18 protein-coding genes and 1 pseudogene are annotated in these 21331 nt (G+C 49.3%); 7 read left to right on the plus strand and 12 right to left on the minus strand.

Translation table 11 applies throughout. The features are described 5' to 3' along the window. Positions 1-75: 75 nt before the first annotated feature. The 3 genes from EYA81_RS09595 to EYA81_RS09605 form a co-directional block, all read right to left on the minus strand. Complete coding sequence (locus tag EYA81_RS09595; RefSeq protein ID WP_117599862.1) at positions 76-1140, minus strand: tyrosine-protein phosphatase; 1065 nt, start codon at positions 1138-1140, stop codon at positions 76-78. A 103-nt stretch (positions 1141-1243) separates the two neighbouring features. Next, positions 1244-2164 carry a carbohydrate kinase gene (locus tag EYA81_RS09600; protein WP_131225683.1) on the minus strand — a complete coding sequence of 307 codons (921 nt, stop codon included), beginning with the start codon at positions 2162-2164 and terminating at the stop codon, positions 1244-1246. Continuing rightward, the gene (locus EYA81_RS09605) at positions 2152-2757 is read right to left on the minus strand and encodes an SIS domain-containing protein (protein ID WP_117599860.1); all 606 of its coding nucleotides are present in this window, start codon (positions 2755-2757) and stop codon (positions 2152-2154) included. Before EYA81_RS09605 ends, EYA81_RS09600 begins: the two co-directional genes overlap by 13 nt. Positions 2758-2932: 175 nt before the next feature. On the opposite strand from EYA81_RS09605, the gene EYA81_RS09610 reads away from it, so the two are divergent. Continuing rightward, positions 2933-4180 (plus strand): pitrilysin family protein, encoded by a 1248-nt coding sequence (locus EYA81_RS09610; RefSeq protein WP_131225684.1) that lies wholly within the window; start codon positions 2933-2935, stop codon positions 4178-4180. A gap of 9 nt (positions 4181-4189) precedes the next feature. Here EYA81_RS09610 and EYA81_RS19925 read toward each other — a convergent pair. From EYA81_RS19925 to EYA81_RS09625, 3 genes and pseudogenes are all read right to left on the minus strand, one after another. After that, positions 4190-4407, minus strand: a pseudogene (locus EYA81_RS19925) (alkaline phosphatase); the annotation flags it as partial. 202 nt (positions 4408-4609) lie between these two features. Continuing rightward, a complete protein-coding gene (locus tag EYA81_RS09620; protein ID WP_117599858.1) occupies positions 4610-5191 on the minus strand; it encodes an epoxyqueuosine reductase QueH in 582 nt (193 codons plus the stop codon). Then, positions 5191-6375, minus strand: a complete 1185-nt coding sequence (locus EYA81_RS09625) for a DUF5009 domain-containing protein (RefSeq protein WP_117964305.1) — start codon at positions 6373-6375, stop codon at positions 5191-5193. The genes EYA81_RS09620 and EYA81_RS09625 overlap by 1 nt, the downstream gene beginning before the upstream one ends. Positions 6376-6430: 55 nt before the next feature. Here EYA81_RS09625 and EYA81_RS09630 point away from each other — a divergent pair, with 55 nt between their 5' ends. The 4 genes from EYA81_RS09630 (at position 6431) to EYA81_RS09645 (ending at position 13089) form a co-directional block, all read left to right on the plus strand. Further along, a complete protein-coding gene (locus tag EYA81_RS09630) occupies positions 6431-8074 on the plus strand; it encodes a DUF6377 domain-containing protein (RefSeq protein ID WP_131225685.1) in 1644 nt (547 codons plus the stop codon). Between the two features lie 205 nt (positions 8075-8279). Then, positions 8280-9530, plus strand: coding sequence for a glycoside hydrolase family 5 protein (locus tag EYA81_RS09635; protein ID WP_131225686.1), 1251 nt, complete (start codon positions 8280-8282; stop codon positions 9528-9530). Positions 9531-9896: 366 nt separating this feature from the next. Beyond that, a complete protein-coding gene (locus EYA81_RS09640; protein ID WP_131225687.1) occupies positions 9897-12122 on the plus strand; it encodes a glycoside hydrolase family 3 C-terminal domain-containing protein in 2226 nt (741 codons plus the stop codon). Between the two features lie 280 nt (positions 12123-12402). Then, positions 12403-13089, plus strand: a complete 687-nt coding sequence (locus EYA81_RS09645) for an MIP family channel protein (RefSeq protein ID WP_117599853.1) — start codon at positions 12403-12405, stop codon at positions 13087-13089. 134 nt (positions 13090-13223) lie between these two features. On the opposite strand, the gene uxuA is transcribed toward EYA81_RS09645, so the two are convergent. From uxuA to dapB, 6 genes are all read right to left on the minus strand, one after another. Beyond that, entirely contained in the window at positions 13224-14396 is a 1173-nt protein-coding gene (gene uxuA / locus EYA81_RS09650) for a mannonate dehydratase (RefSeq protein WP_117964302.1), read from the minus strand. A 34-nt stretch (positions 14397-14430) separates the two neighbouring features. After that, the gene (locus EYA81_RS09655; RefSeq protein WP_117599851.1) at positions 14431-15243 is read right to left on the minus strand and encodes an SDR family oxidoreductase; all 813 of its coding nucleotides are present in this window, start codon (positions 15241-15243) and stop codon (positions 14431-14433) included. 109 nt (positions 15244-15352) lie between these two features. Next, on the minus strand, positions 15353-15988 hold the full coding sequence (locus EYA81_RS09660) for a WbqC family protein (RefSeq protein WP_117599850.1): 636 nt from the start codon (positions 15986-15988) through the stop codon (positions 15353-15355). Between the two features lie 89 nt (positions 15989-16077). Beyond that, entirely contained in the window at positions 16078-17013 is a 936-nt protein-coding gene (lepB, locus tag EYA81_RS09665) for a signal peptidase I (protein ID WP_117599849.1), read from the minus strand. Next, complete coding sequence (gene lepB / locus EYA81_RS09670; protein WP_117599848.1) at positions 17010-18503, minus strand: signal peptidase I; 1494 nt, start codon at positions 18501-18503, stop codon at positions 17010-17012. Before lepB (EYA81_RS09670) ends, lepB (EYA81_RS09665) begins: the two co-directional genes overlap by 4 nt. Positions 18504-18509: 6 nt before the next feature. Beyond that, positions 18510-19274 carry a 4-hydroxy-tetrahydrodipicolinate reductase gene (gene dapB / locus EYA81_RS09675; RefSeq protein WP_117599847.1) on the minus strand — a complete coding sequence of 255 codons (765 nt, stop codon included), beginning with the start codon at positions 19272-19274 and terminating at the stop codon, positions 18510-18512. Between the two features lie 96 nt (positions 19275-19370). Here dapB and EYA81_RS09680 point away from each other — a divergent pair, with 96 nt between their 5' ends. Beyond that, complete coding sequence (locus EYA81_RS09680; protein ID WP_131225688.1) at positions 19371-20645, plus strand: DUF2851 family protein; 1275 nt, start codon at positions 19371-19373, stop codon at positions 20643-20645. 77 nt (positions 20646-20722) lie between these two features. Further along, the gene (locus tag EYA81_RS09685; RefSeq protein WP_117599845.1) at positions 20723-21235 is read left to right on the plus strand and encodes a DUF4348 domain-containing protein; all 513 of its coding nucleotides are present in this window, start codon (positions 20723-20725) and stop codon (positions 21233-21235) included. Positions 21236-21331: the final 96 nt, after the last annotated feature.

Consider the following 21331-nt stretch of genomic DNA (forward strand, 5'->3'; position numbering starts at 1 on the left):
AATTGATGGTTGATAATTATGTAATTACATGATAAAATCGTTTTTTATTGACTACTGATTATCCATTATGCATTGTCAATTATCTACTAAAAGAATGTCTTGTAGTCTCTTTCTTTCTTCTTTCGTCAGGCCGATGCCTCTTTGCAGGTAGGTGTCGGTATCTCCATACCTTCGTTCCATTTCTTCGATGGCGGCATTTAGGAAATCTGCGCGTGCTGAGAATATGGTGGTGATAGCCTCTTGCGAACGTGCCGGAAGCTGGTAAGCGTACCGAGAGGCAGCCGGGATGTTGAAGTAGTCGTTGCTGAGGCGGTAGTCTTCCATGATGATGTCTTCGCCCACTCCAAGGGAGGCAAGCACAAGCGCCGATACAATGCCTGTGCGCCCTTTGCCTGAAGAGCAATGGATTATGAGGGGATAATTGTTCTTATCCAGTAGGATATCGAAAATCTGACGGTATTCTTTAGTATAGTTGCTGATGAGCTCGCGGTTCATTCGCTCCACTATCCGGTGGACGGTATCACTCTTGATTGTCCGCTCCTGCACACCTTTCAGAATATGCTCCATATCACCAGTAGGAATAGGGATGTGCACCACTTTGAATTCTTGCTGCAAGGGGCTTTGTCTGTGTGCTTCATCGAATGAGCGCAGGTCGATGATAGTCCTTATTCCTATATTCTTGAGCTCCTTGCGCGAGCACGGTTCCAATTTGTCTATTTCGGCAGAGCGATATAGCATGCCCCAATGTACTTTCTTTTGGGTAGGATAGGACGTATAGCCTCCCAAGTCGCGGAAGTTCTGTATGCCGGGGATATTGATGTTGCGGGTGGCAATCTTTACCCGGTATTTGTCACCGAATACAAGCATGTAGTAGTATCGCTGTGTAGGGTCGGTAGTGATGACGGTCATCTTCAGATCGGAGATGTTGGCAATGGCAATAGGAACGTCTTCGGGGATGTCCTCCGGGTTAGTCGAGGCATATACTTTAACATTCCCTTTGATAAGAGGGGCCATTTCCCATTTCACAATGCAGTTGCCCACATTGTTTTCTTCGCATACAACGGAAATGTGAGGGGCAGTGCCGCTACAAGAAGGGAGCAGCACTGCCAAAACAAGCAAGTTCAATAAATTCCTATACATAATTCGTAACCTCTCTGATGTCGTTAATCACAAATATATGTAATTTATCCACAGAGGGTAACGTCAATGTCAGGCTTTTATATTTCTTTTTTGAACTTTAAAATTATCTGTGCTTCTCTACAAATTCCTTTGAAACGGAGTTGTTGAAACTTTTGCATACCTCAGCGGCAAACTCAATGCCGCATTGGATAACTTGGTCCCAAGTAGCTTCGTCCATGGTATCGAGGTCCTTGTAGCGTACATTATGTTTCAGCAGCCCGAAGATGATGCCTGCGTTGAAATTATCTCCTGCGCCGATGGTACTGACCGCTTCTAACGGAGGAATGGAATATTCCTTGGAAATCGTGTCGGTGCGCAATGATACCTGCTCTGCGCCGGCAGTACAGAGGAAGTTACGGCAGTAGAACTTTACTTTGTCTTTGTATATCTTGTCAGCCTCCTGCAGGCCCCACATATAGAAGAAATCCTCTTGCGAGCCGCGTACAATGTTGGCGTATTCTAGATTTTCGATGATGGTGGGAGCCAGCTTGATGGCCTCCTCTTTATGGGACGAACGAAAATTGGGGTCGTAATAGATAATGGCATGCATGTCGTGTGCGCGTTCCAGCAGTTCTAATACTTTGTCGCGCAATACGGGGTTTAAGGCATAATAAGACCCTATTATAACGATGTCGTCCTCTTGAATTTGTGGATACTCTATATCTAATCGTTGTTTGGGGTAATCTTTATAGAAGATGTATTCCGCATCACTCCGGTCGTTAAGGAAAGCGAGTGATACGGGGGATTTCCCGTCAGGGAAGACATTAACATGGTCTGTGGGGATATTGTTCTCGCGCATGAAGTTGAGTATGATATTGCCCACGTGGTCATTGCCTGTTTCACTGATAAAGCAAATGGGAACGCCGATACGTCCCAGCGAGACGATGCCGTTGAATACTGAACCGCCTGGGACAGCTGCTGTGGGCTGTTCGCCACGGAATATGATGTCTAGTATGGTTTCTCCGATACCTATTACTTTACGCATAGCGATCTTGATTTTTCTCCGAGGTAACCGCCGTGATGGCGCTTGGAGTAGTCTTCAATGGTGAATCCAGTTTCTTTCATGGTCTGTACAACCAAAATGTCACCGATGACGGTCATGGCAGTGGTTGAAGTCGTGGGCGTCATGCCCAATACGCATACTTCTTGGGGGTTCCCGGTGCTGAGGCATACATCGGATTCGTGTGCCAGGGGGCTATCAGGGTTTCCGGTGATGACGATAAACTTCAGTTCCGGACTTAGGTTATGTGCCAACTGTGTCAGCTCCACGATTTCACGAGTTTTGCCCGAATTGGAGATGAGTAGCAACAGATCATTCCCCTGAAGGATGCCGAGGTCACCGTGCTGTGCTTCGCTGGGGTGCAGGAAAACGGACGGAATACCGGTGGAGCAGAAGGTAGTAGCGATGTTCATGGCTATTTGTCCGGCCTTGCCCATACCCGAAGTTACCAGTTTCCCTTTTTTGCGGTGCACTTGTTCTACGATGAGTTCTACAGCTCTTTCATAAGCGTCCGTCACTGGAATGTTCAGTACGGCTTGTGCCTCTTTCTGCAAAAGCTCTTGAATGGATGCAATCATACTCTTAATGTATTTAATGTGCTAATATGCTAATGTGCTAATTGGCTGCGCTGTGATGCCGCATGGTCATTGGCATATTAGCACATTATAGCAATATGCAAATATCTGCAATTTTCTATAAACGGCAATAAGTTTTATTGTATTTTTGTCGCCTCAAATAGTTTGAAACGTCAGAATGAAGAAGTTAAAAGAGAATTTACCGTCGGCTTTCAACCAACATATCTTGTCCAACGGCTTGCGCATCATTCATGAACCTTCAGTCTCCAAGGTGGCTTATTGTGGTTTTGCTGTAGATGCGGGTACGCGCGATGAGCTTGAAAACGAGCAAGGTATGGCGCATTTTGTGGAGCACCTTATATTTAAAGGTACCGCCAAGCGTAAGGCATGGCATATCCTGAACCGTATGGAGAATGTGGGCGGAGACCTTAACGCCTACACCAACAAGGAAGAGACGGTGATTTACTCTGCTTTCCTGACCGAGCATTTCGGCCGTGCCTTCGAATTGTTAACGGATATTGTATTCCACTCCACTTTCCCGCAACGCGAAATCGAGAAGGAGACGGAGGTGATTATCGACGAGATACAATCCTACGAAGACAACCCTTCCGAGCTCATCTTCGATGATTTCGAAGACTTGATATTCAGAGGGCATCCCCTGGGACGCAACATTCTGGGCAATCCCGGGCAACTGAAGCTGTTTCGCAGTGAGGATGCCGCTGCATTCACTTCTCGCTTCTACCATCCCGGCAATATGGTCTTTTTTGTTCTGGGCAATCTGGACTTTAGGCAGGTGGTGCGCTGGGCGGAAAAACTCCTCGCGGATATACCTGCCATGGCAGTGGACAACCGCCGTACGCCACCGCCCCTCTATGTACCCGAGCATCTTGTAGTGCATAAGGATACTCACCAGGCACATGTCATGATTGGCAGCCGGGGATATAATGCATACGATGACAAGCGCACCGCACTTTACCTGCTGAACAATGTTTTGGGTGGCCCGGGCATGAACAGCCGATTGAACGTTTCTCTCCGTGAACGTCGTGGGCTGGTCTATAACGTAGAATCCAACTTGACTTCCTATACCGATACGGGAACTTTCTGCATCTACTTCGGTTGCGACCCTGCAGATTTGGACTACTGCACCCGCCTGGTATATAAGGAATTGAAACGCTTGCGTGATGTCCGGATGACTTCCTCGCAGCTTGCGGCTGCCAAGAAGCAACTTATCGGACAAATCGGTGTAGCTTCGGATAATAATGAGAACAATGCGTTGGGCATGGGCAAGACTTTCCTGCATTATAATAAATGCGAAACTTCCGAAGCCGTGTTCCATCGCATTGAACAGCTCACTTCGGAAGCTCTGTTGGAGGTGGCAAACGAGATGTTTGCCGAGGACTATCTTTCGACGCTCATTTATCGCTGATCGCTTTTTTTATTTGAAAACCTGCAACATAGGACGTCTTATCCATACTTGTGGCTGTTTCAGTCCGAGGATGTGGACAATGGTGGAGGCAACGTCATACTGCATCATGCTTTCGTGGAATTCGCCTCCTTTCTTAATGTTCTTTCCGGAGCCTGCATTTCCTGCATGGTCTTGTTGCCATGGCCGTTTTTAATGCCTCCGTGGTTGGCAGTAACGATGAAGATGGTAGGAAATATGCTATGATGGTTCAATACACGTGACTGAAGTTCGGGAGTCTTAGAGCCTCATTGTAGGCACCCCAGCCATCAAGACCGATGAAAACTACGTGTTTGGCTCTTCACTTAGCATTGCAGGGAACAGAAAAGAGGTATACCGCTGTCGGAGTGATGAGTAATGTAAAAGTCAGTTTCTTCATGTTTTCTTTAGTTTTTATTTATTCTTTTCCAGTCGTTGCATGCTGAATTCACAGCCGCAATACTGCTGGTTATAGAAATCATACTCTTTCAGCAGTTGGTTGCGTCGCTCCTGGAGCCCGCCCTTCCGCCAATTCTGTTCCCAGAAGAGGGTGCCCGGATAGAGTGCGGCGGCACGGCGTCCTGCTTCATTGATTTGTTCCAGGCTTTTCCAGCGCGAAGAGGCAAGGGTGGTAGTGAATACGGAGAAACCATGCTCGGAAGCGTAGCGGGCTGTTTCTGTCAGGCGCAGAGTGAAGCACTTCAGGCAGCGGCTGCCGCGTTCCGGTTCATGCTCCAGGCCCTGCATGGTATGTAACCAGTGTGCATAATCATAGTCTGCATCGATGAAATCGATGTTTTTGGAGGTTACGAAACGGATAGCCTCGTTTTTCCTTGTCTCATATTCTGCCTGCGGATAGATGTTGGGATTGCAGTAGAATACGGTCGGGCGTATGCCGTTGGCCAGCATGCACTCGATGATGGCGGAAGAACAAGGTGCGCAGCACGAATGCAGCAGCACCTTGTTGTCACCGTTGGGTGTCTGAACTTTCAACATTATACTTTCAGTTTAATCTTGCCTTTCACCAGCAGGCCGGTCAGCCCCACAATGACAAGCGAGAACACGAGGGACTTGAGCAGTCCCGGTACACCGCTTCCCAATGCCTCGGGATAGTGCAGATGCAGCAGTTGCTGGACAGCATACCAGATGTAAGGGATAATATAGCAGGTCAGCGTTGCCGTACCTGCAGGTTTGATGATATCGAACCAGTTGGTCTTGCCTTTCACGTCCGTCAGCCAGTAGAAGAAACCGAACAGCGGGAAGAACATGGCTAGGCAGTAGAACAACCATGTCGGCGTGGCTTGTATTTTGGATATAATCCAGAACGGGTGTGAGACGAGGGCAAGGACAAGCATTCCTACGCCGAGGGCACAAAGCATGCCGATGAATCGTCCCGGCCGTTCCCGGTCGGCATAACGCTGCATGAGCAGGGAGGTCAATACGCCGGACATACCGAAGGCATGCAGCGTCCAGTCACTCGGGATAAAGGGAAGCAGGATAATCCGGCTGCCGTACTCTCCAGGTATCAAGTCTGAATGGCTGACTACGGCAAGCAATACGACCACGAACCAGGCAATGGCATTCTTCCGCAGGCTTTCCCGGGTGAACAGATAGATGCCTGCACATACCGCATACGTCCAGCCGATAAGTCCGAGGATGCCCCACCAGCTTATCTGGAACGGTTTCCCGTTCATGTCCTTGTAGATGACGAGGAAGGCGAGCAGCAGCACGCCTGCTGTTTTCATTGCGGTGAAAAGGGTCTTTTTCGTTCCTTCCGCTTTGGGATATACCCCCCAGGTGAGGAAGAAACCGATGACCATCAGGATGGAAAACCATTGGTGCGATAGACCGCCTTCGATGCCTCCGCTGTTCAGTGAAAACAGTCCCATGGCAATCAGCGCCACTGTCCGCCAGAAGATATGGGCCACGACTTGCAGGGTGTTGTCTCCCTTTTTGTACCGGTTTTGTATGGCAAAGGATACGGACATGCCCATACAGAAAAGGAAAGCGGGGAAGATGGTGTCGGAGAATCCCATCATGTCTTCGTCCATCCTAGCATGCATCAGCCAGTGGGGGACGTTTTTCAGTCCGGGAATGTCGTTGACAAAGAGCATGAAGAACATGGTGAGTGCGCGGAATACGTCTACCGCGGCAATCCGTTGGGGTGTTAAGCTTTTCATGATAGATAATTTGTTTGGGGGTTTAGAACGCAAATATAGGAAACTATTTTTTCCGATGCTACTGCTTTGCAGGATTTCTTGCTATATTTGCATGAACTTTATGGTCATGGAAAGGAGATTGTTCACTTTTTGTTTTCTTGCCGTCGTGGTATGGCAAAGTGTGGTTTTTGCTGCCGGCACGCCCTCTTTTACTGCGCTGACGTCCTCTTTGGATGAGGCTATCGAGGCGCACCGGCACTATGTCGCCGTGCGTGAAGGACGCATTGCCCGGCTGAAGCGCCAAGTGCTGGATACCGATACCGCCAATATCTCTTTTTTTCGATGGAATGGGGAAATCTATAAGGAGTATAAGACATATATCTGCGATTCGGCCATCCATTATCTTCGTGTCAATCTGGATTGGGCAGAGCGTTATGGCCGGCAGGATGCGGTACTCGAAACAAGGCTGGAGCTTGCCCACCTGATGGCTTCGGCAGGTATGTACGAGGAGGCTGCCGAACTCTTGAGGCAGACGGACAAAGCTTCCCTTCCCTCCCATCTGCTGCCGGACTATTACAATGCCTGTCATAAACTTTACACAGAACTGAGTTTCTATACGCTGGACGATTCTTTCAAGAAGCATTATCAGGCTTTGGCTACCCATTATGACGATTCTTTGATGCAGGTACTTCTGCCTTCATCCTCCCTCTACCTGGAACGAAGAGAGGCGCGGGAGGCCGCTGCAGGCCATCCGGACGAAGCCTTGAGCATCAATGATACGCGTCTGGCACATGCCAAGCCCAATACTCCCGAATATGCGCTGGTGACCTATCAGCGCTCATTGCTCTACCGACGGCTCGGGAACCGGGAGGAGGAGAAGCGCTATCTGGCTTTGTCGGCACTGACCGATATTCGCCTGAGCATCACAGACCATGCCTCACTCTGGAACCTGGCGGAACTTCTTTATGAGGAAGGGGATGTGGAGCATGCCTACCGTTACATCCGTTTCTCGTGGGACGAAACCAACCGATACAACGCCCGTAGCCGCAGCCTCCAGACTGCCGGCATCCTTTCACTGATAGACCTCACTTATCAGGCCATGCGTGAGAAGCAGAATGACCGGCTCCGGCTGTACCTCTGGCTCATCAGCGCTTTGATTGTGCTGTTGGTGGTGGCAGTGGGCTTTATCTACCGGCAGATGCAGCGACTCTCTGCCGCACGGAACAAGCTGGAGCATGCCAACGAGCAACTGCAACTCTCAAACAACATCAAGGAGGAGTATGTGGGCCGTTTCATGAATCTCTGCTCCGTTTATATCAACCGGCTGGATACCTACCGGCGGATGGTCAACAAGAAAATCTCTGCCGGGCAGATGGAAGAGCTGCTGAAGATGGTGCGTTCCCGCGAGGTGCTGGACACCGGACTGAAGGAACTCTATGATAACTTTGATACTGCCTTCTTGCACCTTTTCCCCGATTTTGTCGATAAATTCAATGACTTGCTGCAGCCCGAAGAACGCATCGTGCTCCGTAAAGGCGAGTTGCTGAATACGGAACTCCGCATTTTCGCCTTGATTCGTCTGGGCATCGACGACAGTTCGCAGATTGCAGAATTCCTCCGTTATTCCGTAAACACCATCTATAATTACCGTGCCAAAGTGAAGAACAAGGCCCGCATTTCGCGCGAGGACTTTGAAATACGGCTGATGCAGATACGCTGACAATACGTCAAACCGGCTTTTTGAATCCACTTTCTGCCTTTCTCTTCTTTTGCTTATATTTCTGATTATTAGTTGTTTGTTTGTTCATGCTTCTTCACTCCTTCCACCTATTCCCGATTCGCCGGTACGAGGTGTTCTTATCTTTCCTAACTTTGGGGAAGCAAAAGCGAATATCGCAACTGATACTATAACCAAAATTATTGCCATGAAACATTTATTAGCGACAAACATTTTCATCGCCTTGCTGTCTTTGGGCCTTGCGGGATGCGGTGAGAAACAAGCGACAAAAGAAGTAACTTCGGATGCATTCGTAACCATTCAGGGTCAGGACTTGATAAAGCCCGACGGTACCAAACTCTTCATCATGGGTACCAACCTGGGCAACTGGCTGAATCCGGAAGGATACATGTTCAAGTTCAACAAGACCAATTCCGGCCGTTTCATCAACGAGATGTTCTGCCAGTTGGTGGGACCGGACTTTACGGCCGACTTCTGGAAAGTATTCAAGGACAATTATGTAACGCGCGAGGACATCCGCTTCATCAAGGAGCAGGGTGCCAACACCATCCGCCTGCCTTTCCATTACAAACTGTTTACGGACGAGGACTATATGGGGCTGACTGCCGACCAAGACGGCTTTGCCCGCGTGGACAGCCTGGTAGAGTGGTGCCGCGAATCGGACTTGTACCTCATCCTCGACATGCACGACGCCCCCGGCGGACAGACGGGCGACAACATCGACGACAGCTACGGCTATCCCTGGCTGTTCGACAGCGAAGTCAGCCAGCAACTCTACTGTGACATCTGGCGCCGGATAGCCGACCGCTACAAGAACGAACCGGTCATCCTCGGTTACGAACTCTTCAACGAGCCCATTGCCCCTTACTTCGAGAACATGGAGGAACTCAACGGCAAGCTGGAAGATGTATACAAGAAAGGTGTAGCCGCCATCCGCGAGGTGGACAGCAACCACATCATCCTGCTGGGCGGTGCGCAATGGAACGGTAATTTCAAGCCTTTCAAGGACTCCAAGTTCGACGACAAGATAATGTACACCTGCCACCGTTACGGAGGCGAACCTACCCAAGCTGCCATCCAGACGATTATCAACTTCCGCGACAGTGTGAACCTGCCCATGTACATGGGTGAGATAGGCCACAATACGGACGAATGGCAGGCCGCTTTCTGCCAGACGATGCGCGAGAACAACATCGGCTATACCTTCTGGCCCTACAAGAAGATGGACGGTTCTTCTTTCGTCGGCATCACTCCGCCGGAGAACTGGGCAAACATCGTGTATTTCTCCGAAGCACCGCGTGCCACGTACAAGGAAATCCGTGAGGCACGTCCCGCGCAGGCCATGTCCCGCAAGGCGATGATGGACTTTATCGAGGCATGCAAACTGAAGAATTGTGTGGTTCAGGAGGGTTATATCCGGTCATTGGGAATGAAGTAGCGGGTATTGCCTCGCTGCAAACAGTACGTATCAAGTCCCAGAGGATGAGATGCCGGGACTTAGCATGAAAGAGGTAGGGACTGAGCTGTACACACTATAGGACTGAGAACCCAAAACATCCGGATGTTTTAGGGCAAAACATGGGGATGTATTGGGATAAAACATCCGGGTGTTTTGGGGTAAAACATGGGGATGTTTTGGACAACAACATCCGGATGTTATAGATATTCACTATACGGCTGTAAGGATTTCAGTTCCTATGTGTGTAGGGATAAGTCATATTCCCTTGTCTGCTGGGGATTGTCAATAGTACGGACTGATTATGAGTACTTACTTAAATTATATAACAACTTAAATTGTACAACAATGAAAAAAGTATTATTCGGTTTGGTTCTGGCTGCTGTCGCGCTGCCTCTTTCAGCCCAGCAGAAGCCCGTCTATCTGGACGCAAGCAAACCTATTGAAGAAAGAGTGGAAGACGCTTTGAGCCGTCTGACCCTGGAAGAGAAAGTGAAGTTGACTCATGCGCAAAGCAAGTTCAGCAGTGCGGGTGTACCCCGTCTGGGCATTCCCGATGTATGGACGGATGACGGCCCTCACGGTATACGTCCCGATGTGTTGTGGGACGAGTGGGAACAAGCCGGATGCACCAATGACTCCTGTGTGGCTTTCCCTGCCTTGACTTGTCTGGCAGCAACCTGGAACCCCGAAATGTCTCTCCTTTACGGACAGACTATCGGTGAAGAGGCGCGCTACCGCAACAAATCGGTCTTGCTGGGCCCTGGTGTCAATATCTACCGTACACCGCTCAACGGACGTAACTTTGAGTATATGGGTGAGGACCCTTATCTGGCCGGAAAGATGGTAGTGCCCTATATCCGGGGCGTGCAGCAGAATGGTGTGGCTGCCTGCGTGAAACACTTTGCCTTGAACAACCACGAAGTGAACCGTCACACCACCAATGTCATCGTGGACGACCGCGCCCTTTATGAAATCTATCTGCCTGCCTTCAAGATGGCTGTGCAGGAAGGTGGAGCGTGGAGCATCATGGGTGCCTACAACCTTTACAAAGGCCAACATCTTTGCCACAACCAATACACATTAAACGATATATTGAAGGGCGAATGGGGATTCGACGGCGTAGTCATTTCCGACTGGGGAGGAACGCACGATACTCGGCAAGCCATTACCAATGGGCTGGATATGGAATTCGGCAGTTGGACTAACGGACTTTCAAATGGTGCCAGCAATGCATACGACAATTATTATCTGGCGAATCCCTACCTGAACCTCATACGCGAAGGTAAGGTCGGTACTAAGGAGCTGGACGACAAGGTACGCCGCATTCTGCGCCTTATCTTCCGTACGGTGATGAATCCCGACCGTCCGTGGGGAAGTATGCTTTCTCCGGAGCATTACGAGGCTGCCCGCCGCATCGGCGAGGAGGGCATCGTACTGTTGCAGAACAAAGGCAATGTGCTCCCGATAGATTTGGACCAGACTAAAAAGATTCTGGTAGTGGGCGAAAATGCTATCAAGATGATGACTGTAGGTGGTGGCAGTTCTTCGCTGAAGGTGCAGCGTGAGCTTTCTCCATTGGACGGTATCAAGCAGCGTGTGGCTGGCAAGGCTGAAGTGGTGTATGCTCGTGGCTACGTGGGCGATGCAAGCGGTGAGTATAATGGTGTGGTGACTGGACAGAACCTGAAGGATGACCGCACTCCCGAAGAACTGATAGCCGAAGCCGTGAAAGAAGCCCAGGATGCCGATTATGTAATCTTCATCGGCGGTTTGAACAAAAGCAACGGCCAGGACTGTGAGGATTCAGACCGTGAAGGTCTGGGTTTGTCTTACGGACAAGATGCTGTTATCTCTGCACTGGCAAAGACAAACAAGAATCTGATTGTTGTCAACATTTCCGGCAATGCCATTGCCATGCCGTGGGTGAACGAAGTGCCTGCTATCGTTCAGGACTGGTATCTGGGTTCCGAAGCCGGCAGTGCTCTCGCCGCTATCCTTATGGGGGATGTGAATCCCAGTGGCAAGCTTCCGTTTACCTTCCCCGTGAAGTTGGAGGATTGCCCGGCCCACAGCCTGGGTGAATATACCGGCAAGCGGAGCAAGGACATCATCGACATCAAATACAATGAAAGTATTTTTGTAGGTTACCGTTGGGCCGATAAGCAGAAGAAGGTGAAACCGTTGTTCCCCTTCGGCCACGGTTTGAGCTATACCACTTTCGAGTATGGCAAGCCCACAGCCGACAGCAAGACCATGCAGGCCGACGGTACGCTGACCGTGAAGGTTTCTGTAAAGAATACCGGAGCGCGCGAAGGGCAGGAAGTTGTCCAACTGTACATCAGTGACAAGAAGTCCTCTCTGCCTCGTCCCGTCAAGGAACTGAAAGGTTTCCAAAAGGTGAAACTGGCTCCGGGCGAAACAAAGGAAGTCACATTTACCATTGATAAGGAGGCTCTTAGCTTCTTCGATGACACCCAGCACGCTTGGGTGGCCGAGCCGGGTAAGTTCGAGGCTGTCATAGCAGCTTCGGCAGCCGATGTGAAGGGAACAGTTCCTTTTGAATTGAAATGATGTAGGGAAATAAAGTTTCCTTTTAGGTTATTATCAAAGATAGTGTAGATGGAGGGTGTGGCCGTGAGGTTGCACCCTTTCTTTGTACTCTTTACAAGCCAATATGTTTTCTTATATTTCTGAGTTTCTTCGGGTTGGCTAAAGAAGATGCAGATATGCTGGATGTTAGAGTCAAAGCAGTGATGTTTTGTAGTAATGGGTGAGTTTTTACCGCCGTGTTTAGGCAGATTTTCATCTTTTATATTTATTTTTGCAGAAATCAATGTTTAATAAAACTATCATGAAGAAGTATTTAGCAGAAATGATCGGGACAATGGTTCTTGTCCTGATGGGATGTGGTAGTGCTGTCTTTGCCGGAAGTGCGGCGGGGGCGGTTAGTGCAGGTGTCGGAACGCTGGGAGTGGCTTTTGCTTTCGGCTTGTCCGTTGTGGCGATGGCATACGCTATCGGAGGAATCTCGGGCTGTCATATTAATCCTGCCGTTACCCTGGGCGTTCTGTTGTCCGGCAGGATGAGCGGGAAAGATGCAGCCATGTATATGGTGTTTCAGGTTATCGGGGCGGTTATCGGTTCTGCCATTCTTTATGCATTGGTGTCTACGGGCGCTCATGGCGGTCCTACGGCTACCGGTTCCAATGGGTTTGCTGACGGAATGATGTTGCAGGCATTCATTGCAGAGGCTGTGTTCACGTTTATCTTTGTGCTGGTTGTCTTAGGTTCTACGGATTCCGAGAAGGGGGCGGGTAATCTTGCAGGATTGGCCATTGGTCTTACGTTGGTATTAGTGCACATTGTTTGTATTCCTGTTACGGGAACTTCTGTCAATCCTGCCCGTAGCATCGGTCCGGCACTGTTCCAGGGTGGCGAGGCTCTCTCTCAGTTGTGGCTGTTCATTGTAGCTCCGTTTGTGGGTGCTGCGCTGAGTGCCGTTGTATGGAAAGTGCTTGCTGCAAAAGAAGGTAAATAAATGCCGGCAGACAGTGCCTTAAGAAGAGGCGGCTGATGGCAGAAAACTTATAAAGGGAAGCCCTCCGTCCGAAACTTTGAAGTTTCGGACGGAGGGCTTCCTGTTCTTTCCTTATGCTTGCTATTTCTTGTGCCTTATTCGTACAGCGATTTGGCTATACCCATTTCCAGTCCACGAAGTTCTGCCAGTCCACGCAGGCGGCCGATACAGGAATAGCCGGGATTGGTTTTCTTCTTCAAGTCGTCCACCATCTGGTGCCCATGGTCAGGGCGCATTGGGATGGAGACGCCACGATGTTGCTGCAGTTCAAGGAAGGCTTTCATCACGTGATACATGTCCACGTCTCCTTCCAGGTGGTTGGCTTCGTAGAAGTTGCCTTCGGCGTCGCGTTGCGTACTGCGCAGGTGGACGAAGTTGATGCGGTCGGCAAACTGCTGCATGATGGCTGCACAGTCGTTGGCACTGCTTACACCGAGTGAGCCGGTGCAGAGGCAAAGGCCGTTGCTCTTGTTGGGAACAGCGTCAATCAGTGCCTGGAAATCGGCAGCACAGCTCATGATGCGTGGCAGGCCGAGGATGGAGCACGGTGGGTCGTCTGGATGGATAACGAGCATGACACCTGCTTCGTCGGCTACCGGAGTGATTTCTTGCAGGAAATAGATCAGGTTGGCACGCAGGCGTTCCGGAGTGATGCCTTTGTAGCGGTCCAGTTCCTGCTGGAACTGTTCCAAGGTGAAGCTTTCTTCTGAACCGGGAAGTCCGGCAATCATGTTGCGTACAAGCAGTTGTTTGTCTGCCTCCGTCATCTGTTCGAAGCGGGTACGGGCCTTGGTCTTTTCCTCGTCAGTGTATTCGGCTTCTGCACCGGGGCGATGTAGCAGGAAGAGGTCGAAGGCGATGAAGGCGGCACGTTCAAAGCGGAGGGCACGACTGCCGTCGGGTAGTTCGTAGGCGAGGTCGGTACGTGTCCAGTCCAGTACGGGCATAAAGTTGTAGGTGACAATGTGAATGCCGCATTTGCCCAGGTTACGCAAGCTCTCTTTATAGTTGTCGATATACTTCTGGAAGTCTCCGGTTTGGGTCTTGATATGTTCGTGTACGGGTACACTTTCTACTACAGACCAGCGCAGACTGACGGCTTCAATCATTTCTTTCCGTTTCTTGATTTCCTCTACTGTCCATATTTCCCCGTTTGGAATATGATGCAAGGCGTTTACAATGCCGGTAGCCCCGGCTTGTTTGATGTCCCAAAGGCTTACCGGGTCGTTGGGACCGTACCAGCGCCAGGTTTGTTCACAAAGAATCATGTTATTTATTGTTTGATGATTTGCAATTTACTATTTACATCGCGAATGCGTTGAACCCTCCGTCCACTACAGCCACCGTACCGGTGACAAAGCTGGAAGCATCGCTGATGAGGTATTGGATGGTTCCGCAAAGCTCTTCTGCACGGCCCATACGTCCGAAGGGAGTTTGGCGGATCACATCTTGCCCACGTTCCGTGTAGCTTCCATCCGGGTTCGTCAGCAGGGCACGGTTCTGCTCTGTGAGGAAAAATCCGGGTGCGATGGCATTTACACGAATACCTTCGCCAAACTTTTTGGCAACTTCTGTAGCCATGAAAGCTGTGAAATTGGAGATACCGGCTTTTGCGGCAGCATATCCGGCTACGCGCGTCATGGGGCGGAAAGCAGCCATGCTGGAGAAGTTGACAATAGCGCCTGCCTTCTGCTCCACCATTGGTTTGAGGAAGACTTGTGTAGGCAGTACGGTACCGGTCAGGTTTAATTCCAGCACCCGTTGGAATTCTTCTATCTTCAAATCGAAGAATGTACCCGTAGGCGCGATGGTGGCACCCGGCATATTTCCACCGGCTGCATTCAGCAGGGCATCTATGCGTCCATAGGTTTTCAGAATATCAGCCAGGTTCTGTTCCAGCAGTTCACGGTTCGTCACGTCGGTTGTCAGGAACATGGCTTCTCCACCGTTTGCCTTGATTTCTCTGGCAATGGCGTCCCCTGTTTCTGCCTTGCGTCCTAAAACAACAACCTTTGCACCTTCTTCTGCCAGATGAAAGGCGATGGCTTTCCCCAATACTCCCGTTCCACCGGTTATAACCACTACTTTGTCTTTGATGTCAAATAAGTTTTTCATGATTCATTCATTTAAAATTACGTTGTGTTTTATTTGATTAACATTGCAAAAATACGGAATAATCTGTTGCACTGCATTTACAATCGTACAGAAAATATGTGCTTATTGTTTAGGTGATGGACTTCTGTAATATCAATAAACTCTCCGGTCCCATATTGAACAGCAGGTCTATGATGCTCAAGTTGGGCAGAAACCCGAGTCTCTCTTGAAACACCTGATAATAAGGTTGTGGTGAGAATTCTGTATCTTCCAGGGCAAAATCCTTTTTCGGATGAATGCGTTCGCGGAAATCTGTCTCATGCGGAGCAAACTCAGTCCGGTATCCGGTAGTACGTGTCATATCCGGTTGCAAGTCTATCAAGGAACAGACGAGGTGGCAAAGTTCTTCGTTGAAATCGGCTAAAAATTCATATTTCTGTTCATAGAAGGGACGGAAGTCATCCTTGTAGTATTCGAAGAAGGGAGTGTGGTTATAGGCAGATTCTATGGCATTCCAGTGCAGATGCCTCCAGTTACCGTGGTCTGAAATACGTATATCGCGCATCGGGCATTTCAGGGTGCTCGGTTTGACGGTGGGGATGGAAAGGGCCAGTTCACCGTCCGGTGCAGCAATGGTACAACGGTTCCGGTAAGTCTGCTTCATATAGTGGTCATGCTGTTCGATGAATACTTTATCGTATGCCAGTAGTTTGGTATAATATTCTATGGGAGCCAAATAGGCGGAAGAAAGAAAAACTGTTTTCATCAGTATATTTACGATTAGATGATTTGCGATTTACGATTGAAGTTACTGTTCATTGTTTGTATTTTCATTTTTATTCTTTCATTTGTTTGTCATTCCACTTTTTTCCATATCCTACCCCATCGGTAACCGCTGAAAGGTCCTGTTCCCTTTTCTTTGGAGAACCAGATGACAGACGCCTTGCCTATGATGTGGTCTTCGGGGACGAAACCGAAAAGGCGGGAGTCCGAAAGATTGATGGCATTGTTGGCACCTACCCAGTAGTAGTCTTTGGTAAAATGGCAGTGCTGCACGGGCTTGCCTTCCACATAAAGGGTGTCGTTCTTGATTTCGGCCTGTTTCTTTTCGTGAAGTACCAGGGTATTCCGCAGCAAAGTCTTGTTCCACGGATATACGCGTACGGTTTTGCCTTTGCCGGGGATTATCAGAGGTTTCAACATCTCCATGGAGTCTTCCTTGACAATCGGTTCTATCCAGCAATTCCCGTTCATGGCTTGTTCCAGCAAGTAGTGTTCATAGCGGCTGAAACTACGTATATTCTTTATTGAGTCCTGTCCCAATAGTTGGTTGGGAGCGATGGAAAGGATGGAAAGCAATGAATCCAACTGTCGTTCCCGTTGCCTGGGGTAAGAATAAAGAAACTTCTGGTCGGGTGCATTCTTTTCGGAAGGAATCACTGAAAAAAGCGAATCTATCAGTAAGGTATCTCCGGGAGTACCGATGCAACGGCTGATAAAGACTTCCCGTCGGTCGATCACGGGTTCTGAAAGATTGGCAGGATTGTTGAATACAAGAATATCCTCTTTCTGCACCGGACTGTCCGCCCAGCGATGATATCCCCATAACTTCATAAAAGGAAGTCGTAGACCGTAGCTCCACTTGTTTACAAGAATACGTTCACCCTGATACAGTGAGTTCTCCATACCGGAAGAAGGGATAAGATAGGAAGTTGCCACACAACCCCGAAGCAGCACTACGACGAGTGCCACTCCAACGATTGTAATTGCTATCTTCCACCCTTTTTTCATTTAATGTTGTCCACCCACTTGAATATCCGGTTCCAGCGTATCTTGCCATCAAACCAGCTGCGGTCTTTGTCCAGTGACAACCATACTACGATAGGCTTTCCTACGACATGGTCTTCCGGCACAAAACCCCAGTATCGGGAGTCGGCGGACTTGTCGCGGTTGTCGCCCATCATCCAGTAGTAGTCCATATTGAAAGTATAGGAGTCGGTCTTTTCACCGTTGATGTAGATGCCGTCTTCCTTGACTTCCAGTTTGTTGCCTTCATAGGCAACGATGCAGCGTTCGTAGATGGGCAGGTTATCCTCGGTCAGCTTGATGGTGGCGCCTTTGGCAGGAATCCAGATTGGGCCGTAGTTGTTGCGGTCCCATTGGGTGTAAAGGTTCAGCGGATACATCTGTCCCGAGAATTCTCCCGGTTCGATGATAATACTACTGATGAGTTTCTTGTTGCCCGAAAGGGTCTCGTACATCTTTTTAGTGAGCGGAAGATGATAGACCGGTGCCAGCCTGCCTTGGGCATCCCGGCGGTCCAATCCCATTTCAATCAGATTCTCTTCCCAGCCCAGACCGTCAGTCATCAGTGTCTGGTCCTCTTTGCTGATGCCCAGTTCACGGAACATATCATCGGTGATATAGGGCCCCGTTGTTTGTACAAAGTAGTTGAACTGCATTTCTGTAGGGTTCTCGATAGCTTTGCCGTCGATGTATACTTGTCCCTTCTTGATTTGCAATGTATCGCCGGGTAGGCCTACGCAACGTTTTACATAGTTTTCACGACGGTCGACGGGACGTATGACAATGTCACCGTACATTCTCGGATTGGAACGGATGAGGTTACGTCCGGCATTGTAGTACAAATCATAGACGGTACGTTGCTGTTTGCGTGTCAGACTGTCCATATTCACTTTGTTGGGATACACGCGTTTTCCTTCTTCGTAAGCAAGGGTATAGAAATCTGTCTGCTGGAAGTTGGTGGCTACCGTGTCGCCTGCCGGGAAGTTGAACACCACAATGTCGTTCAGTTTCACTTTGCCGAAGCCCGGTACACGTTTATATTTCCATTGGGGCCATTCGATGTACGATTTGGTGTTGAATACCGGCAGTGTATGTTGTGCCAGCGGCATGGAAAGCGGCGTATTCGGTACGCGCGGGCCATAACTCATCTTGCTGACGTAAAGGAAATCGCCTACCAACAAGGATTTCTCCAATGAGGAAGACGGTATCTGATAATTCTGGAACACATAGATATTTACGAAGTAGACGGCTACCAGCGCAAATACGATGGCATCCACCCAACTCATGATGCTGCGTACGGCAGGATTCTCCGATTTCTTCCAGAACCCCCAGGGTATCTTCTTACTGATGTAGATGTCAAAAATGAAAGGTAGTACAATCAGCCCCAGCCAGCTTTTTACCCAAACCAGAAAGGCAAGGTAGAGCAGGGTGACTATACTGAATTTAATCCATTGGGTGCGTGTTGCTTTTCTCATGATGTCTTAGTCTTTTAAAAATGGAAACAAGTCACTCATTCCCAAAGCACCTTCGTGCTTGGCGGTATATTCGGCAGCAAGGACAGCTCCCAAGGCAAATCCCCTGCGATTCTTGGCATCGTGGGTGATGGTGATGCTGTCGGCTTCGGAGTCGTAGCGGATGCTGTGGATGCCCGGTACTTCTCCTTCGCGGATAGAACTTATGGGCAGCTCATTGGCTGCACATTCCGTAGAGCCCGAGACAGTCCCGTCGGGAGCCTGGAAAGTTCCTTCTACCCATTTGTCCTTACGGTCGAGATTCTCCAGAATACCTTCGGCAAGCGTGATGGCCGTACCGCTCGGAGCGTCCATCTTGTGGATGTGGTGCGTTTCGCTCATTGTCACATCATAGGCAGGGAACTGGTTCATTATCTTTGCGAGGTACTTGTTGACAGCAGAGAATATGCTTACTCCCAAGCTGAAGTTGGACGACCAGAACAGTGTTTTGCCACCTTCGGTGCAAAGCTTCTTCACTTCGTCTCCATGTTCCGCCATCCATCCCGTACTGCCGGATACCAATTTGACTCCGGCCTGGAATGCCTTCATATAGTTATTGTATGCAACCATGGGATTGGTGAACTCTATGGCAACGTCGGCGCTCTTGAAGGCTGCCGATTCAAAGTCTTCCTGATTGTCGACATCGATGATGCTTACAATTTCGTGTCCGCGGCCAAGGGCTATTTTCTCGATTTCCTTGCCCATTTTTCCGTAGCCGATTAATGCGATTTTCATTGTTTCTATCTGTTTTTATTTAGTTTATCAACAAACTATAGGTCGCAAAGATAATCTTTTTCTTACATTTGTACTCAACATTAACGTCTTGTTAACATGGAACAACTACTGCATTATGTTTGGAAGCACAAAATATTTCCTTTGTCAGCACTCCAAACAACCTCCGGCCGGCCGGTAGAAGTGATAGATCCCGGTTTGCCGAACATGAATGCAGGCCCCGATTTCTTTAATGCCAAACTGAAAATAGACGGTACGCTTTGGGTGGGCAACGTCGAAGTGCATACGCAGGCATCAGAGTGGCTGCTCCATAGGCACGACTGTGACAAGGCGTATGATACTGTCATTCTGCATGTAGTGGGCGAATCGAATTGTGATGTGTACCGCACGAGCGGTGAGCTGGTTCCCCAGATGGTGCTCACCTGCCCCGACACTGTCCGTTTGCGCTATGAAGAGCTTCGGCAGACAGAGATTTATCCTCCCTGTTATTCCATCCTTGCCTCCCTTCCGAAGCTGACCGTCCACTCCTGGCTGTCCGCTTTGCAGGTAGAGCGTTTTGAGCAGAAAGCACATGTCATATCCCAGCGGCTCGAACGCTGCAATCATCATTGGGAGGATGTTTTCTTCATTACTCTTGCTCGTAACTTCGGCTTCGGGCTGAATGGGGATGCTTTCGAGGCATGGGCAAACCGCCTTCCATTCCGCGCCGTAGACAAGCATCGGGACAGTCTGTTTCAAGTGGAGGCTTTCTTCCTGGGGCAGGCAGGCCTGCTGGAGGAGGTCCCAGCGGAGGCGGATGATTATTATTTGAAACTTCAGAAAGAATTCCGCTACCTGCAACGCAAGTTCGAGCTGCCAGCTCCCATGTCCGTTGAGCAGTGGCGATTTCTGCGTCTTCGTCCCGATAACTTTCCGCATGTACGTCTGGCGCAGCTTGCCAGTCTATATCATAAGGAGCAGGCACTCTTCTCACGTATCATGGAGGCGGAAACGCTGGAAGCGGTGAAGAAGATACTGGCTGCCAATACTTCCGTGTATTGGGAAGAGCACTTCAATTTCAGAAAAGTTTCACCCCGGAGGGAAAAGCGGGTAGGGGACGGTGCTTTGAATCTGATTGCTATCAATACGGTCATCCCGTTTCTTTATGCATACGGCCTGCACAAGGCCGATGACGTTTTGTGTGACCGTGCCACCCGTTTCCTTGAATCCTTGAAGGCCGAAAACAATCACGTGACCCGTCTTTGGGATGGTGCCGGTTTGCCGGTATCTACCGCTGCCGACTCGCAGGCATTGCTCCAACTTCAAAAGGAATATTGTGACAGGAAAGACTGCTTGCGTTGTCGGTTTGGTTACGAGTATTTGCGGCGTAGATGATAATAATTATCGCCTCATGGCCTTAGCATTTTATCACTTTTATATTATCTTTGTGCGTTGAAAAATAATCCGAGTATATGAAGGCTATCCGCTTTGTTTTTTGTCTGTTTGCGGCACTCATGCTGACGACTTTCAATGGTCTGGCTGCCGAAGAGGAGGATTTCAAGACATTCCTCCAGAAATTTACGTCCAGTGCCTCATTCCAGTATTCCCGAATCAAGTTTCCTTTGAAGTCTCCCATCGTCCTTTTGAAGGATGACGGCGAGACGGAACAGACTTTTCCCTTCACGCGCGAGAAGTGGGCATTGCTGGACGAGGAAACGCTGAAGGAAGGACGTACTACCGAAGAGGAGGGAGGTACCTATATTTCTCACTTTACTGTCAATGAGCCTGCCCATAAGGAGTTCGAAGCAGGCTATGATGAATCAGAACCTTCCCTTCGTGTGGTCTTTGAACTGACGGATGGCAAGTGGTATGTCACCGACTGCTATAACGACTGGTACAACTTCGACCTCCCTATTAGTGAACTGGAAGAAACCATTCAGGCGGTACAAGAGGAAAACAAGGCTTTCGAAGAACTTCATCCCTGATGAAGCTGGGGCAGAAATCCGCCTCAATCATTATTTTATCCTTCTTCTGTACGATTTATGCCCCCCCTTTTCCAAAAAGAGGGGTTTCTTTGTGCC

The organism is Bacteroides sp. A1C1, assembly GCF_004328515.1.
In the GTDB taxonomy this organism is placed as follows: domain Bacteria; phylum Bacteroidota; class Bacteroidia; order Bacteroidales; family Bacteroidaceae; genus Bacteroides; species Bacteroides uniformis.

Excerpts from the sequence above, each read along its gene's own strand:
- EYA81_RS09595 (WP_117599862.1), bottom strand. The coding sequence starts at position 1,140 with ATGTATAGGAATTTATTGAACTTGCTTGTTTTGGCAGTGCTGCTCCCT.
- EYA81_RS09600 (WP_131225683.1), bottom strand. The coding sequence starts at position 2,164 with ATGCGTAAAGTAATAGGTATCGGAGAAACCATACTAGACATCATATTC.
- EYA81_RS09605 (WP_117599860.1), bottom strand. The coding sequence starts at position 2,757 with ATGATTGCATCCATTCAAGAGCTTTTGCAGAAAGAGGCACAAGCCGTA.
- EYA81_RS09610 (WP_131225684.1), top strand. The coding sequence starts at position 2,933 with ATGAAGAAGTTAAAAGAGAATTTACCGTCGGCTTTCAACCAACATATC.
- EYA81_RS09620 (WP_117599858.1), bottom strand. The coding sequence starts at position 5,191 with ATGTTGAAAGTTCAGACACCCAACGGTGACAACAAGGTGCTGCTGCAT.
- EYA81_RS09625 (WP_117964305.1), bottom strand. The coding sequence starts at position 6,375 with ATGAAAAGCTTAACACCCCAACGGATTGCCGCGGTAGACGTATTCCGC.
- EYA81_RS09630 (WP_131225685.1), top strand. The coding sequence starts at position 6,431 with ATGCTACTGCTTTGCAGGATTTCTTGCTATATTTGCATGAACTTTATG.
- EYA81_RS09635 (WP_131225686.1), top strand. The coding sequence starts at position 8,280 with ATGAAACATTTATTAGCGACAAACATTTTCATCGCCTTGCTGTCTTTG.
- EYA81_RS09640 (WP_131225687.1), top strand. The coding sequence starts at position 9,897 with ATGAAAAAAGTATTATTCGGTTTGGTTCTGGCTGCTGTCGCGCTGCCT.
- EYA81_RS09645 (WP_117599853.1), top strand. The coding sequence starts at position 12,403 with ATGAAGAAGTATTTAGCAGAAATGATCGGGACAATGGTTCTTGTCCTG.
- uxuA (WP_117964302.1), bottom strand. The coding sequence starts at position 14,396 with ATGATTCTTTGTGAACAAACCTGGCGCTGGTACGGTCCCAACGACCCG.
- EYA81_RS09655 (WP_117599851.1), bottom strand. The coding sequence starts at position 15,243 with ATGAAAAACTTATTTGACATCAAAGACAAAGTAGTGGTTATAACCGGT.
- EYA81_RS09660 (WP_117599850.1), bottom strand. The coding sequence starts at position 15,988 with ATGAAAACAGTTTTTCTTTCTTCCGCCTATTTGGCTCCCATAGAATAT.
- lepB (WP_117599849.1), bottom strand. The coding sequence starts at position 17,013 with ATGAAAAAAGGGTGGAAGATAGCAATTACAATCGTTGGAGTGGCACTC.
- lepB (WP_117599848.1), bottom strand. The coding sequence starts at position 18,503 with ATGAGAAAAGCAACACGCACCCAATGGATTAAATTCAGTATAGTCACC.
- dapB (WP_117599847.1), bottom strand. The coding sequence starts at position 19,274 with ATGAAAATCGCATTAATCGGCTACGGAAAAATGGGCAAGGAAATCGAG.
- EYA81_RS09680 (WP_131225688.1), top strand. The coding sequence starts at position 19,371 with ATGGAACAACTACTGCATTATGTTTGGAAGCACAAAATATTTCCTTTG.
- EYA81_RS09685 (WP_117599845.1), top strand. The coding sequence starts at position 20,723 with ATGAAGGCTATCCGCTTTGTTTTTTGTCTGTTTGCGGCACTCATGCTG.